This window comes from Allostreptomyces psammosilenae (assembly GCF_013407765.1).
GTDB classification, from domain to species: Bacteria; Actinomycetota; Actinomycetes; order Streptomycetales; family Streptomycetaceae; genus Allostreptomyces; species Allostreptomyces psammosilenae.
Genome location: NZ_JACBZD010000001.1, coordinates 1,216,258 through 1,231,714 on the forward strand (window position 1 = coordinate 1,216,258; position 15,457 = coordinate 1,231,714).

Below are 15,457 nucleotides of genomic sequence, written 5' to 3' on the forward strand. Positions count from 1 at the left end.
GCCGCCGGCCACCACGGGGTGCGGGCCCCCGCCCACCACGGGCGGGGGCCCGCACCCCGTTCGCCCCCCCCCGCACGGCGTCCGGCCGTTTCGCTCCCGGCCCCCCGGGCAAGCGGGAGGTGAGGCAGACGGCGAGCCACAGGGAAGAGGTGCCGGCCGTGAGCACCAAGGAGTTCACCCGCGCTCCGAACCACTTCGACGCGCGGATAACCGCCGACGGCTCCTCGCCGTGGCCCGTCGAGCCCGGACGCTACCGGCTGATCGTGAGCCGGGCCTGCCCCTGGGCCAGCCGAGCGCTGGTGGTGCGCCGCCTCCTCGGGCTGGAGCACGCCATCTCGGTGGGCGTCGCGGACCCGATCCAGGACGAGCGGTCGTGGCGGTTCACCCTCGACCCGGACGGCCGCGATCCCGTGCTCGGCATCTCCTACCTGCACGAGGCGTACCACGCCGCCGATCCGGCGTACGCCGGCGGGATCAGCGTGCCGGCGATCGTGGACATCCCCAGCGGCCGGCTGGTCACCAACGACTACCCGACCATCACCACGGACCTGTCCACCCAGTGGCGCGCCTGCCACCGCCCGGGCGCGCCGGACCTCTACCCGGAGCACCTGCGCGAGGAGATCGACGAGGTGAACCGCCGGGTCTTCCGGGACGTCAACAACGGCGTCTACCGCGCGGGCTTCGCGGGGGACCAGGAGGCGTACGCGGACGCCTACCACCGCCTCTTCGCCTGCCTGGACGGGCTCTCCGAACGGCTGGAGGGGCGGCGCTACCTGGTCGGCGACACCATCACCGAGGCCGACATCCGGCTGTTCACCACGCTGGTGCGCTTCGACGCCGTGTACCACGGCCACTTCAAGTGCAACAAGCGCAAGCTCACCGAGATGCCGGTGCTGTGGGCCTACGCCCGTGACCTCTACCAGACCCCGGGGTTCCACGACACGGTCGACTTCGACCACATCAAGCGGCACTACTACATGGTCCACACCGACATCAACCCCACCCGGATCGTGCCGGAGGGGCCGGACCTCACCGGCTGGCTGACGCCGCACGGCCGCGAGGCGCTCGGGGGCCGCCCGTTCGGGGACGGCACCCCGCCCGGGCCGCCGCCGCCCGGCGAGGCCGCCCCGACCATCGAGGAGCTGACCGCGGCCGGCCGCTGACGGCCCCTCCGGCACCCGGCCCGGCCGGGCACGCGGTCCGGCGGGGCGTCAGACCCGGCTGGTGACCCGGGCCGAGGCGCGCAGGTGGTCCAGGAGGTCGTCGACCAGGTCGTCCGGGCTGGCGTGACCCTTGCCCTGCGCCTCCAGGTGGCCGCTGATCGCGAGGTCGACGGCCCCCTGGGTGACGGCCTGGAGCAGCGCGGTGAGCCGCTCCGGATCCCCGGCGGGCAGCCAGCCGGCCCGCTGGGCGGCCGCGACCACGTCGATCAGCATGGTGCGGGTGGAGTCCGCGGCCGCCGCCAGCTCCGCCGAGTTGGTGGACCAGAAGCCGAAGACCAGCTTGAAGCGGGCGGGGTGGGCCAGCGCCCACGCGACGTAGCCGCGCAGCGCCGAACGCAGGATGGTCTCCGGGGACGGATCCTGTCGCAGCGCCGCGGCGAGGGCCGCGCCCTGGTTCGTCAGCTCCCGGGCGGCCACGGCCGCGAGCAGCGCCTCCTTGTCGGCGAAGTGCTTGTACGGCGCGTTGTGGGAGACCCCCGCCCGGCGACCGACCTCGCGCAGCGTCACGGCCTCCAGCCCGCCCTCGTCCAGCAGCTCGGCGGCGGCGGCCATCAGCGTGTCACGAGTACTCGGTGTCATCGGGTCAGTTTACCTCCCGGTCATACCGGTGGCCCATGCCGCGGAAGCGGAACCGCCTTATCGCCACCCGGTTGACGACGTCAACCCTCCTCGCTAGGTTGATGCTGTAAACCTGCATGGGTTGTCGGTGCGAATCTACTGATCGGGCGCCATTCATGTTCATACTGCTGGGCCGATTCACCTACCGGCGCCGCCGTGCGGTCCTCATAGCCGCCGGCGTCTTCGCCGTTCTGGCGGGGATCTGGGGCTCGGGCGTGTTCGGCGCGATGGGCAGCGGCGGCTACGCCCCGCCCGGAGTCGAGAGCGTCCGCGCCAACGAACTCCTGGAGGAGGAGTTCGGGCACGGGGAGAACGAGCACGACGTCATCGCGGTCTACGTCGACCCCACGGACTCGCGAACGGTGGACGACCCGGAATTCGCCGACGCGGTGCGGGCGGCGCTCGACGGCCTCCCCGACTCCCACGTCGCCTCGGTCACCAGCTACTGGACCGAGGGCCTCCCGGCGTCCGAACGCGCCCTGCTGGTCTCCGAGGACCGGCACGCCACCTACGCGACCCTCACCCTGGAAGGGGCGGACGCGGCGGAGCGGCTGGAGAACTACGGGGAGATCGTCGACGGCGTCCGCGCCGAGGGCGGGCTGGAGACCTACCTCGGCGGTGGATTCACCAGCGAGCACCAGCTCCAGGAACTGGCCTCGGCCAACCTGGCCACCGCCCAGGTGATCTCCCTGCCGCTGCTGCTGCTCTTCCTGGTGATCATTTTCCGCGGGCTGGTCGCCGGCGCGACGCCGATCCTGCTCGGCATATTCGCCATTCTCGGCTCGCTGACGCTGCTGCGGATGCTCACCTACGTCACCGAGATCTCGATCTTCGCGCTGGAGATCACCATCCTGCTCGGTCTCGGGCTGGCGATCGACTACGGCCTGTTCATCGTCAGCCGCTTCCGCGAGGAGCTCGCCCGCCGGGGCGGTGACGTGGCCGAGGCGCTCCCGGCCACCATGGCCACGGCCGGGCGCACCGTCGCCTTCTCCGGCCTCACCGTCGTGATCTCCCTGTGCGGGCTGCTGCTCTTCCCGCAGCCGGCCTCGCGCTCCTTCGGCCTGGGCGGCGTCACGGTGGTGCTGTTCAACATCGTGGCCGCGGTGGTGGTGCTCCCGGCGATGCTGGCGGTGCTCGGCCAGCGGATCAACGCGCTGCGCATCCCCTGGCCGCGCCGCACCGTCACCGAGGTGGTCGCGGAGCGCACGGGGGCCTGGGCCCGGCTCGCCTGGGCCATCATGCGCCGGCCGGTGCCGTGGCTGGCCGGCGCGATCGGCCTGCTGCTGATCGCCGCGGCCCCGCTGCTCTCCCTGGAGCCCGGCCTGACCAACCACCGCTACCTGCCGACCGACAACGAGGGCCAGGTCTCGCTGCGGATCATCGACGAGGAGTTCCCGGAGGACGGTCCGGCGACGCCCGTGCTGGACATCGCCGTGGTGGGCGGTGTCGAGCAGGCGGCGCTGGAGGACTACCTGCGGCGCCTGGAGGCGCTGGACGCGGCGGGCGAGGCCGAGGTGGTCCGCGGTGACGCGGAGCTGACCCACGTCACGGTGACCTGGCAGGGCGAGTCGGACGACCCGGCCAACCTCCAGCTGGTGCGGGACGCGCGCGCCGAGGAGTGGCCGGCCGGCGCGACCGAGGTGCTGGTGGGCGGCGAGGGCGGTCCGGCGCTGAGCCTGGACAGCAACGAGGCCACGCTGGACGCCCTGCCGTGGGCCCTGGGCGTCGTGGTGCTGGTGACGCTGGTGCTGCTGTTCTTCGCCTTCGGCTCGGTGATCCTGCCGATCAAGGCGGTGCTGGTGGCCTTCTTCTCCCTGGCCGCCTCGCTCGGCATCGTGGTCTGGGGCTTCCAGGACGGCGGCTTCGCCTCGGTGCTGGGCTTCGAGGCGGTCGGCACGACGGACCTGTGGACCCTCGGTCTGATCGTCATCATTGCCTTCGGGCTGGTCACCGACTACGAGATGTTCGTGGTCAGCCGGGCCCGGGAGGAGTACCTGGTCAGCGGGGACAACGAGCGCGCGGTGGCGGTCGGCCTGCAGAGCACCGGCGGGATCATCTCCAGCGCGGCGCTGCTGATGGTCATCGTGCTCGCCGCGATGGGCGTCACCGCCACCTCGCTGTTCCTGATGACCATCGGGATCGGCCTGACCTTCTCCATCGTCATCGACGCGACCATCGTCCGGGGCGTCCTGGTGCCGGCCACGATGCGGCTGCTCGGGAGCGTCAACTGGTGGGCGCCCGGACCGCTGCGCCGGCTGCACGACCGGCTGGGCATCTCCGAGGGGGAGGCCGTGCTGCCTCCCGCCGGCGGCGTGCCCGCCGCCTCCGGCTCCGGGCAGGAGCGGAGGGTCGCCGCGCGGAAGTAACGGCGCGGCGCCGGCCGGCCGTGGATGTTTCCCCGGCCGGCCGGCAAAGGGCCGCCCGGTCGGGTCGCCCGTTCTCCACGGTTTGTCCGAACAGCGAACGCCCCTTTCCGGTGGCGGCAGGACCGCGAAATTCCTGTCACCGCCGGTCGGGGGCGTTTTCTGTTTGTCGCCGATCCGAACGGATTGTGTTCTGGGAGCGTGCACAATTCCACAAGTGAAATGACCTCCTCCGTTATCCGGTCAAACGCGTGTTCGTCCGATAGTGTTACCGCCGTGGCGAGTGGCCGTGAAGGTTACGGGGGAGCGTGGCGCCAATGACGGGATTCCCGACGTTACGCGTGGGCGATTCGCCCGCGCCGGGGCGCGTCCGGCCGGCGTGATTGCCGAAGCGCCTTCGGTTCATTTTTCGTGAAGGCCGCGTGTCGGCCAGGTTAACTCTACTCCATTTCCTGCGGAAGCGCATTCCATCGCGCCGGCCGCTTTTTCGGCGCGGTGCCGCGCCCAACATCAGTCGCCCTCCGTGCGAGCGGACCGAGGGCCGATCGGCGCCGTGGCCGGACGCGGAATCTCCCGTGTGGTGGCGCGGTCGGCCGCGCCCCGTCCCCCGGTCCGCTCACGCTCGACGAACGCCGTTCCGCCGAGCCGTGCCCTCGCCCTCCACCGGGGCCCCAGTTACGAGGAGAGAAGGAAAGATGACACGAGTTCTTTTCGCGACGGTGCCGGCGACAGGTCACGTCCGTCCCTCGCTCCCGATCGCGCGCGAGCTGGTGGAGGCGGGGCACGAGGTGGTCTGGTACACCGGGCGCGGTTTCGAGAAGATCATCACCAGTGTCGGCGCGCGCTTCGTGCCGGTGACGGCGGACCTGAAGTTCGACGCCGACGTCGACGCGCTGCAGTCCACGGACGACGAACGCAGACCCGGGATCGCCGGCCTGAGAAAGGTGGTCTTCGACGTCTTCGTCGACTCGATCCCGGCCTACGTGGACGACCTGCGGCCACTCTTCGACGACTTCCGGCCCGAGGTGGTCGTCGGGGACCAGACGTTCATGGCGGCGCCGCTGCTGGCGTTGCAGCGGGACATCCCCCGGGTGATCTTCTGCCTCGGCCCGATGTCCATATCCAGCGTGGACACCGCGCCGTTCGGCACCGGGCTGACCCCCTCGGACACGCCGCTGCGCCGGCTGCGCAACCGGGCCCTGGGCTGGGCCATCCAGAACGTGATCTTCGGGAACTCCCAGCGGGCCGCCGAACGCATCGTCGCCGACATGGGGGTCGGGCCGTTCCGGGGCATGTTCACGGACTGGAGCAGCCAGTTCGCGACCCGCTTCATCCAGGCCGGAATCCCGGAGTTCGAGTACCCGCGCAGCGACCTCCCCGAGTCGGTGGAGTTCATCGGGATCACCCGCCAGACCGGACTGGACGACTGGACGGCGCCCGACTGGTGGGACCGGGTGCTCGCGGCGCGCGCCGAGGGGCGGCCGGTCGTCGTGGTGACCCAGGGATCGGCGGCCACCGACCACGGCCTGCTCGTCCTGCCCACGATCGAGGCGCTCGCCGAGCGGGACGTCCTGGTCGTGGCGACCACCGTCACCCGGGATCCGGAGGAGGTGCTGCCCCGGGAGCAGCGGCCGGCGAACCTGGTGCTGGAGCGGTTCGTGCCCTTCGCCGAGCTGCTGCCGCTCACCGACGTGTTGGTGACCAACGGCGGGTACGGCGGGGTGCAGATGTCGCTCTCCTTCGGCGTACCGCTCGTCGTCGCCGGCACCAGCGAGGACAAGATGGAGTCCAACGCCCGCCTCGCCTGGACCGGAGCCGGACTGTCGCTGAACACCAACCGGCCGAAGCCGGCCAAGGTGGACGCCGCGGTGCGCCGGGTGCTCGGCGACCCGAGCTTCCGCCGGCGCGCCTCGGAGCTCATGGGGGCGTACGACAAGTACGGGGGGACGGCCCGGGCGGCCGAGATCATCATCGAGGCGCACCGCGAGCGGCAGTCGCCCTCCGAGTCGGCCACCGTCGGCTAATGCCGCCGGGAATTGGGATTTCCACCTCTGCGTGATTCCCCGATCGCGTTGCGGTGACCGGGTTCGGGGCGGGTGGCGGGGTGTTCGACCGTCCGTGCCGGGGCGAAGGCCCCGCGGCCCGCCCGACCCAGGTTGACAGCGTACACCTGAGCGATTTACGGTTGCGGAAACTTGTTCGGCCGTGTGTGGGGCCGGGAAAGCGCGGGGGGACGACAGTGGCAAGCACGCTGGAACAGGATGCGCCCGCGGTCCGGCCAGGCACCCGGCGGCGAACGGCCGCGCTCGCCGTGATCCTGTTCGGAATGTTCATGGACCTGCTGGACGGCGGAGTGCTGAATGTCGCCCTCCCGGAGATCCAGCAGGAAATGGGCGCCAGCAGTGCGGCGCTGCAGTGGATGGTCGCCGGATACGCCCTTTCATTCGCCCTCGGGCTCATCACCGGCGGCCGGCTGGGCGACATCTACGGACGCAAGCGCGTTTTCGTGATCGGAATGGCCCTGTTCACCCTCACCTCGGTGCTGTGCAGCGTGGCGCAGAGCCCGGGACAGCTCGTCGCCGCCCGGGTGGCGCAGGGGCTGGCCGCCTCGCTGATGGTCCCCCAGGTGATGGCGACCATCCAGGTGATGTACGCCCCCAGTGAGCGGGGCAGGCCGATCACGGCCGCCGGAGCGCTGTACGCCATCACCTCGGTGCTCGGCCCGATCATCGGCGCGCTGCTCACCGAGAGTGACATCGCCGGCCTGGGCTGGCGGACGATCTTCCTGGTCAACGTCCCGGTCGGGGTGATCGCGCTGATCGCCGCGATCCGCTACGTGCCCGAGTCCCGCTCGGAGACGGCCGTCCGGCTGGACCTGGCGGGCGTGCTGCTGGCCGGGCTCGCCATGCTGCTGCTGCTCTACCCGCTGGTGGCCGGCCGTGAGGCCGGCTGGCCGGCGTGGACCTTCGTCAGCATGGCCGCCTCGCTGCCGGTCTTCGCGATCTTCGTGGCGCACCAGCGCCGGAAGGTCGACTCCCCGCTGGTGCCGTTGTCGCTGTTCCGCCACGGCTCCTTCACCGGCGGCCTGCTGATCCTGCTGCTGGCCATGGGCGGGGTGGTCGGCTTCTTCCTGGTGTTCACCGTCTACCTCCAGGACGGCCTCGGCTACGACGTCATGCGCGCCGGCGTCACCGGCATCTGGTGGGGCATCGCCTCCTCGGTCTTCGCCGCGCTCGCCATCAACCTGCTGGCGGCCCGGATGGGGCGCCTGGTGGTGCAGATCGGGCTGCTCACCGTGGTCGCCGGGCTGCTCGGCCTGATGTGGGTGACCCGCTCGCTGGACGCCGAGGTCACCCCCGGCTCGCTGGTGGTGCCGCTGCTCCTGGGCGGCGCCGGCATGGGCTTCGCGATCTCGCTGGTGTTCGACTTCGCGCTCTCCTCCGTCCCGCTGGACGACGCCGGAGCCGCCTCCGGGGTGCTCAACGCCTTCCAGCAGGCGGCCTCGGCCGTGGGCATCGCGGTGGTCGGCGCGCTCTTCTTCGCCCTGATGCCGACCGGCGAGCCGGGAGGTGCCGAATGGGCGGCGGACTCCAGCGACGCCTTCGCCACCGCCATGTGGCTGCCGGTCGGCATGACCCTCCTGGCGTTCGCCGCCAGCTTCCTGCTGCCCCGCCAGGCGGCCCACCACGACACCGCCCCGTAGGCGGTCACGCCGGACACGGCACCGGTGCGGAGCGGTCCCGGACGGGGACCGCTCCGCACCGGTGCGTTCCGAGCCCGACGCCCGCACTCGAACGCGTGTCCAGCCGGCCGGTACGGGCCCGCGCGAGGCGGCACACTGGGTAGGGTCACGGTGGCGAGCCGGATCGGTAGGGTGCCCGGTACGACGCCGGGCGGACCGCGCCGCGGGGCCGGCCCGGGCGCACGGACCGGTGGCGCCCCGGTGGCCGGCGACGCCGGTCGCCGATGCCGGGGTGGCCGCGACGGGGCGGCGCGGAGGGCGAGCAGGGAGAGTGGATGGTCGCGAGGGGGGCACCCGCCGGCGGAGGCGCCGGGCCGGTGGCCGGCCGGCAGCGCCCGACGGGGCAGGGCGGGGGACGGGGCGAGCCGACGGCGGCCGCCGCCCCCGACACCCCGCCCGCCGTGGAGCCGGACGCCGACCGGCCGCAGCCCCCCGGCGAGTGCGCCACGCCGCCCGGCGCGCCGGAGAGGACGGCCGAGCCCGGCCCGGACCTGCCACCGGGATGGACCAGGGGCGGCGGCGACGGACGCCGCGCGCCCGACGCACCCGGCGCCACCACTCCGCCCACCCAGCCGCCCGCCGCCGCGCCGCCGGCGCCCGCCGCGCCCGGCACCCGTCCGGGCGGCGCCACCCCGGGCACCCGGCTGGTGGTCCAGGTGCACCGGCCCCCGGTGCCGCCCGCCCGCCACGCCTCCGAACCGCCGTCCGCCCGCCACGCGCCGCCCGCGCCGGCCAGGCCACCCGCCCCGTCCACGGCCGTCATATCCGGCGCGCCGCCCGCCCCCGCCGCACCGGTCATCCCCGCCCCCCGCACCGAGAGCGCGCCGCGGACCGCCGCCCCGCCCCGCCCGCACGGCGCCCCGCCCCGGCCCGCCCCGCCCGCGGCACCACCTCCCGCGCCCGCCGAGGCCGCACCCCCGGCCGCGCCCGCTCCCCGGCGCCCCACCCGGCGCCGGCTGCGCCCGGCCGCGGCCTGGCTGTGCGTGGTCACCGGCCTCGGCCTGCTCGCCGGCTCGGTGGTCGGCGGCGTCTGGGTCGCCGAGCGGCGGCCCGAACCGCCCGCCGTCCCCCCGGCCGTCGCCGAGTTCGAGAACGCCGCCGACGTCTGGCGCAACGTCCCCGTGGACCAGCTCTTCCCACCGGCCCCGCACGGCGAGGGGGCCGGACGCGGCCGCGCCGACCGCGACTGGATCCGCCTCGGCGTCCGGGACGACGCCGACTGCCTGACCCCGCTCGGCGCGGCGTGGCAGGAACTGCTCGCCGACGTCGGCTGCTCCCGGCTGCTGCGCGCCAGCTACACCGACACCGCCCGATCCGTGGTGACCACCGTCGGGGTGCTGATCACCGACGCCGACCAGTCCGCGGCCTGGGCCCTGCAACGCGAGTGGCACGAGCGGGGGCGCGACGCGGACACGGCCCTGCTGCCGCCCACCCTCCCGGTCGCGGAGAGCGTGGCCACCGCCTTCGGCCCGTCCCAGCGCGCCTCCTGGGTGGTGGAGCTCTACGCCGACCGCCCCTGGGTGGTCTACGCCGTCTCGGGGTTCGCCGACGGCCGGGCGGTGCCCGAGGCGGTCCCCGCCGACGACGCGCTGGCGCCCGAGGACCGCAGCGCGGTGGCGGAGTCGGGGATCGCCCACCAGACCCGGGCGCTGGCCGATCTGGTCGGGGAGACCTTCCGCCAGGCCGCCGAGGACGACTGGCACGACCGTTCCCCCAGCGCGGGGCCCGCCGAGTCCCGGGCGGTCGGCGCCGCGGCGGCGCCCGTCGGGCCCGTGAACGAACCGGCCCGCGCGGCGCGCGGCGGGCGCCGGGTCCGGGGGCGGCGCCGGGGATGAACGTCCGTCGCGAGACCGCCCACCCCGGTCCGGAGCGTCCCGGCCCCCGCGGCTCCACCGCGCATGCCTCCTCCGCCCGCGCCCGCACCGCCCGTTCGTCCGGCGGGAGCCGGGTCCGCACGGCCGCGGCCCTGCTCGGCGCGCTGCTCGCCACCGCCCCCGCGGTGGCCTCGCCGCTGCTGCTGCCCGCCGCCCCGGCGCGGGCAGCGACCCGCGACTGGCCGCTGGCCACCCTGAACGCCGAGGAGGCCTGGCGGCACAGCACCGGCGAGGGGGTCACCGTCGCCGTACTGGACACCGGTGTCGACGCCACCCACCCCGACCTGGCCGGCCGGGTGCTCCAGGGGGCCGACATGGTCGGGTCCGGGGCGGCCCCCGGGGACGCCGAGTGGGCCCAGCACGGCACCGCGATGGCCGCCCTGATCGCCGGCCAGGGGGTGGGGAACGGAGTGGAACCGGGCGTGCGCGGCATCGCCCCGGACGCCGACATCCTCCCGGTGCGGGTGATACTCGAGGACGACGACCCGGCACGGGCCCAGGCCTCGGCCGACTCCTCCGCCGCCGGCCAGGATCCGCCGCTGGTCCGCGGCATCCGCTGGGCGGTGGACCACGGCGCCGACGTGATCAACCTGTCGCTGGGCGACGACACCGACGCCGCGCACCCGGACGCCGCCGAGGACGCCGCGGTCCGCTACGCCCTGGAGCGCGGCGTGGTCGTGGTCGCCTCGGCCGGCAACAGCGGCGACGCGGACGACGACGGATCCGATCCGGCGTCATACCCCGCGGTGTACCCGGGGGTGATCGCGGTGTCGGCGGTCGGCCCGGACGGCGAGCGGGCCGACTTCTCCACCCGGCACTGGTACACCACCGTGGCGGCCCCGGGCGACGACGTGGTGGTGGCCGATCCGGACCGCGACTACTACGAGGGGTGGGGAACCAGCGCGGCCGCCGCGTACGTCTCCGGGGTCGTCGCGCTGATGCTGGCCGAGCAACCCGAGTTGAGCCCGCATCAGGTGGCGAGGCTGCTGCGGGAGACCGCGGACCCCGGCGCGGGGGCGACGGGGGACTTCGACGAGGAACTGGGGGCCGGTGTGGTGGATGCCGGCGCGGCCGTGCTGGCCGCCGGGCGGACCGCCCCGGAACCCCCCGCCGCTCCGGCACCCTCGGTGACCGCCGCCACACCCGGCGCGGCGCCCGGTGCGGAGCCCCGGTGGTTCGGCCCCGGACCGGTGCCGACCGCCGAGGCGGGCGGAGGCGGAACCGGGGGCACCCGGTTGTCGCTTCCCGTTGCCGGCGCGTTCACAGGGCTGGCGCTCACCCTGGCGGGCGTGCTGCTGGCGCGCGGGGTGCCGCCGTGGCGCCGCCGAGGTGGCGCGATGGACGGATGGTCCGGCAACTGAGAGCGGATGGAGAAAGGAGGGCCGTACTGCGCGGATTCGTCGCGCGGATGGCCGTTCTTCGGGGGGAACGAGGGTCAGCTCCAGGAAAAGAGTTCTTCTGGTAGTCGTCAATTCTGCTGCGTACGTTCATGATCACGCAGTGCGACGTTACCGCTACGTCAACGTGTGTATGCGCTGTTCGGGAATGGTCGTCACCGGACCGACTGTTCTCGGCCAGCCGCGGATGAGTGAGCTTCAGATCGTCGTTGACAGTAACCGTGGGGGTCCCATAGCCTGAACCCGTCTTGAATTGGGTTGACACGCCAACCAGGCGCCGCTCGGAATCCCTCCAACGGTGTCGCGGGCGATGTCCAGGGGTGGCGCGGTGAGACACACGGGGGTGATTTCACTGTCTTGTCGGTGGGAACCGGGACGGTGAGCTCTCTTCCTTGTTGCGGCGCTGTGTCGCCCAAGTGAACCAACGGGAAACAATCAAGGGCTGTGCGTCGACTCATCGCGCCGTTTTGTGGTGCCGATGCGCCAGTCGCGTGCACGGGGATTCGCTGCCGGAAGCATCCCCCTTAATCATCCTGAAGAATCCTCCGCCAGATGTTGTCTGTGCGGGTGGTCCCAGATGTCGCGCCACGCAGGGCCGCGTGTCGACTTGCATCGGGGCTTTACGGTGCTGGAGAGTCGATGGCGAAAGTGGGGGCGCCCGCTTTCGTGCCATCAGTACGACGGGGGAGTGAAGCATGTCTTCACACGCAGATGCCAGATTTTTAACGCTCGTCGAGGTGCTCCGCCATCGGGCCGAGCACCATCCGGACGGAATCGCCTACCGTTTCCTGACGTTCTCCGGCACGAGGGAACCCCAGGTCTCGCCGATCACGTACCGCGAGCTCGACGCGTGGGCACGCGCTGTCGCGGTGACGCTCCGCTCCGCGGCCGACCCCGGCGACCGGGCCCTGATGCTCTGCCCGCCCGGCCTTGAGTACGTCGCCTACTTCTACGGTTCGCTGTACGCCGGGCTGATCCCGGTGCCGGCCTACCCGCCGGGCACGGCCAAGCACGCCGGCCGGGTGGAGGCCATCGCGAAGGCCTCCGACGCGCGGATCGTCCTGGTCGGAGAGGGCACCGAGGTCATCGGCGGTCCCTCGTCGGACGGCGGGGAGGCCGCCGCGGCGGGCCTCAGCGCGCTGGCCCGGGCCCGCTGGCTGCCCACCGAGAGCCAGATCGTGGACGGCCGCGAGGACGACTGGAGCCCTCCGGCGATCAGCGACGACACCGTGGCGTTCCTCCAGTACACCTCCGGGTCGACCTCCACCCCCAAGGGCGTGATGGTCACCCACGGCAACCTCATCGCCAATGCCCGGGCGCAGGCGCACTCCTTCAACCTGGACGACACCTCCGAGGGCGTCAGCTGGCTGCCGCCCTACCACGACATGGGCCTCATCGGCGGCATCATCTGCCCGATGAACGCCCGCTTCACCATGAACCTGATGGCGCCGGTTTCCTTCGTTCGGGAGCCGGCCGTCTGGCTGGAGGCCATCACCCGCTACCGCGCCACCGTGAGTCCCGGGCCCAATTTCGCGTACCAGATGTGCGTGGAGCGGGTGAGCGAGGAGGTCAAGGACCAGCTGGACCTTTCCAACTGGGTGTCCGCGCTGAACGGCGCCGAACCCGTGCAGCCCGAGGTGCTCGACCGATTCTCCGAGGCGTTCGCCCGCTGCGGATTCAAGCGCTCCTCCTTCTATCCCTGTTACGGCCTCGCCGAGGGCACGCTGCTGGTCTCCGGCGGGCACGCGCCGGGTGACTCCAAAGTGCGCTACGTCTCGAAGCGGGAGCTCGAGGCCGGGCTCGTGCGCCCGCCGGACGACATCCGCTCCGTGCAGGCTCTCGCCAGTTCCGGCGAGATTACCGTGGAGACCGAGGTGGCAATCGTCGACCGGGACGCGCACACGGCTCTCCCGGAGGGATCGGTCGGTGAAATCTGGGTGCGCGGCACCAGCGTCGCGCCGGGATATTGGCGGGCCCCGGAAGCCACCGAGGAGACTTTCGGCGCTTTCCTGGCCGGCGGCGAGGGCCCCTATCTGCGCACCGGTGACCTGGGCGTCATGATGGACGGCGAACTGTTCGTCACCGGACGGGCGAAAGATCTGATGATCTTTCGGGGGCGAAACGTTTACCCTCAGGACGTCGAGGCCACCTGCTCCACCAGCCACCCCGGGCTCGCCGCCGTGCGGACCGCGGCCTTCTCGGTCGAGGTCGACGGCGAGGACTCCCTGGTGATCGTCCAGGAGATCCCCCGGACCAGGGTCGGCGCCGACGAGGCCGCCGCCATCGTGGCGGCCATCCGGCGCCGGGTGTCCGAGGAGCACCAGCTCCAGGCCCACGACATCGTCCTGGTCCCGCCGCGCAAGATCCCCACCACCTCCAGCGGCAAGGTGCAGCGCAGCGCCACCAAGGCCCTGTACCGGGAGGGCGGACTGCCCGCCGCGCGGATCACCCCCGCGGCGACCCCCGCGCCCCCGGCCGCAGAGGCACCGAAGGCCCCGGAGGCTCCGAAGTCCTCCGAGGAACGCGCCGCCGCCCCGGCGGCCGAGGCGCCCGCCACTCCCGCGGCCGCCCCGCGCCCGAGCGGCGACCGGTCGGCCGCCGCGATCGAGAACCAGTTCCGGATCCTGATCGCCCGCCAGGCGCACCTCGACGTCTCCGAGGTCGACGTCCGGCAGCCCTTCACCTCCTACGGGCTCGACTCCATCCAGGCCGTCGCGCTGGCCGGCGCGCTCACCGACTGGCTCGGCCGGGAGGTGCCCGCCACCCTCGCCTGGGACTACCCCTCGGTCGAGGAGGCCGCCCGCGCCCTGGCCGCGGAGATCGCGCGCACCGAGCAGGCGTCCCCCCAGGCCGCCGCCGAGGCCGCCGGCGCCCGCACCGCGACGGGCACGCCCACCGACGACGACGCGGTGGCCGTGGTCGGCATCGGCTGCCGCTTCCCCGGCGCGGCCGGCGGGGCGGACGCCTTCTGGGACCTGCTGGCCGGCGGACGCTCCGGCATCGTGGAGGTCCCCGCCGACCGCTGGAAGCTGGAGGAGCTCTTCGACCCCGACCCCGGGGCCCCCGGCCGCACCTACAGCCGGCACGGCGGGTTCGTGGACGGCGTTCGGCAGTTCGACCCCAGCCCGTTCGGCATCCCCGCCCAGGAGGCGCTCTCCATCGACCCGCAGCACCGGATGGTGCTGGAGGTCGCCTGGGAGGCCCTGGAACACGCCGGGATGGCCCCCGACTCGCTCCGCGGCAGCCACACCGGCGTGTTCATCGGGATGGCCGCCGGCGAGTACGAACGGCTCAGCCGGGACCCGGCCGACCTGTCGCGCATCGACGCCTACACGGCCACCGGCAACGCCGCCAACTTCGGCGCCAACCGGCTCTCCTACGTGCTGGGCCTCCAGGGCCCGAGCATGGTGGTGGACACCGCCTGCTCCTCCTCCCTGGTGGCGCTGCACCTGGCCTGCCAGTCGCTGCGCGCCGGCGAGAGCGAGCTCGCGCTGGCCGGCGGGGTCAGCCTGCTGCTCTCGCCCGACACCACGGTCGCCCTCTCCAGCGGGCGGATGCTCTCGCCGGAGGGCCGCTGCAAGACCTTCGACGCCTCCGCCGACGGCTACGTGCGCGGCGAGGGCTGCGGCGTGGTCGTGCTCAAGCGGCTGTCCGACGCGCTCGCCGACGGCGACGACGTCCTCGCGGTGATCCGCGGCTCCGCCGTCAACCAGGACGGCAAGAGCAACGGCCTGACCGCGCCCAACGGCCTCGCCCAGCAGGACGTGGTCCGCCGCGCCCTGGCCGCCGGCCGGATCGACCCCGGCGACGTCGGCTACGTCGAGGCGCACGGCACCGGGACCCCGCTCGGGGACCCGGTCGAGGTGCGCGCGCTCGGCCGGGTGCTCGGCGAGGGCCGCCCGGCGCACCGCCCGGTGGCGCTTGGCTCGGTGAAGACCAACATCGGGCACCTGGAGGCCGCCGCCGGCATCGCCGGCTTCATCAAGGCCGTCCTCGCCGTGTACCACGCGCAGATCCCGCCGCACCTGAACCTCACCACGCCCAACCCGCACGTGGCGTGGGACGAGCTCCCGGTGACGGTGCCCACCGAGCTCACCGACTGGACGGACCCGCGGCGCGTCGCGGGCGTCTCCGCCTTCGGCTTCGGCGGCACCAACGCGCACATGGTGATCGAGAGCCCCCCGGTACTCGCGGGGGCCCCGGCGCGGGCGTCGGAGTCTTTGAAGGAGACGGTGTGACG

Annotated in this window: 8 protein-coding genes; 7 read left to right on the forward strand and 1 reads right to left on the reverse strand. The window is 73.3% G+C overall.

Annotated features, from left to right (window positions below; translation table 11 throughout):
* The first annotated feature begins 149 nt into the window (after window positions 1–149).
* Window positions 150–1,163: a glutathione S-transferase family protein gene (locus FHU37_RS04765; protein WP_179812973.1), complete on the forward strand. Its 1,014-nt coding sequence runs from the start codon at window positions 150–152 to the stop codon at window positions 1,161–1,163.
* A 48-nt stretch (window positions 1,164–1,211) separates the two neighbouring features.
* Here FHU37_RS04765 and FHU37_RS04770 read toward each other — a convergent pair whose 3' ends face one another.
* On the reverse strand, window positions 1,212–1,802 hold the full coding sequence (locus tag FHU37_RS04770) for a TetR/AcrR family transcriptional regulator (protein WP_179812974.1): 591 nt from the start codon (window positions 1,800–1,802) through the stop codon (window positions 1,212–1,214).
* A 155-nt stretch (window positions 1,803–1,957) separates the two neighbouring features.
* Between FHU37_RS04770 and FHU37_RS04775 the strand changes: the two genes are divergently transcribed.
* The 6 genes from FHU37_RS04775 (at window position 1,958) to FHU37_RS04800 (ending at window position 15,455) form a co-directional block, all read left to right on the forward strand.
* The gene (locus FHU37_RS04775) at window positions 1,958–4,207 is read left to right on the forward strand and encodes an MMPL family transporter (protein WP_179812975.1); all 2,250 of its coding nucleotides are present in this window, start codon (window positions 1,958–1,960) and stop codon (window positions 4,205–4,207) included.
* Between the two features lie 692 nt (window positions 4,208–4,899).
* The gene (locus FHU37_RS04780; protein ID WP_179812976.1) at window positions 4,900–6,228 is read left to right on the forward strand and encodes a glycosyltransferase; all 1,329 of its coding nucleotides are present in this window, start codon (window positions 4,900–4,902) and stop codon (window positions 6,226–6,228) included.
* 287 nt (window positions 6,229–6,515) lie between these two features.
* The gene (locus tag FHU37_RS04785; RefSeq protein ID WP_376773891.1) at window positions 6,516–7,907 is read left to right on the forward strand and encodes an MFS transporter; all 1,392 of its coding nucleotides are present in this window, start codon (window positions 6,516–6,518) and stop codon (window positions 7,905–7,907) included.
* A gap of 314 nt (window positions 7,908–8,221) precedes the next feature.
* Window positions 8,222–9,781, forward strand: a complete 1,560-nt coding sequence (locus FHU37_RS28865) for a hypothetical protein (RefSeq protein WP_179812978.1) — start codon at window positions 8,222–8,224, stop codon at window positions 9,779–9,781.
* Window positions 9,778–11,181: a S8 family serine peptidase gene (locus FHU37_RS04795; RefSeq protein WP_179812979.1), complete on the forward strand. Its 1,404-nt coding sequence runs from the start codon at window positions 9,778–9,780 to the stop codon at window positions 11,179–11,181. The genes FHU37_RS28865 and FHU37_RS04795 overlap by 4 nt, the downstream gene beginning before the upstream one ends.
* Window positions 11,182–11,912: 731 nt before the next feature.
* Window positions 11,913–15,455 carry a beta-ketoacyl synthase N-terminal-like domain-containing protein gene (locus FHU37_RS04800; protein ID WP_179812980.1) on the forward strand — a complete coding sequence of 1,181 codons (3,543 nt, stop codon included), beginning with the start codon at window positions 11,913–11,915 and terminating at the stop codon, window positions 15,453–15,455.
* Window positions 15,456–15,457: the final 2 nt, after the last annotated feature.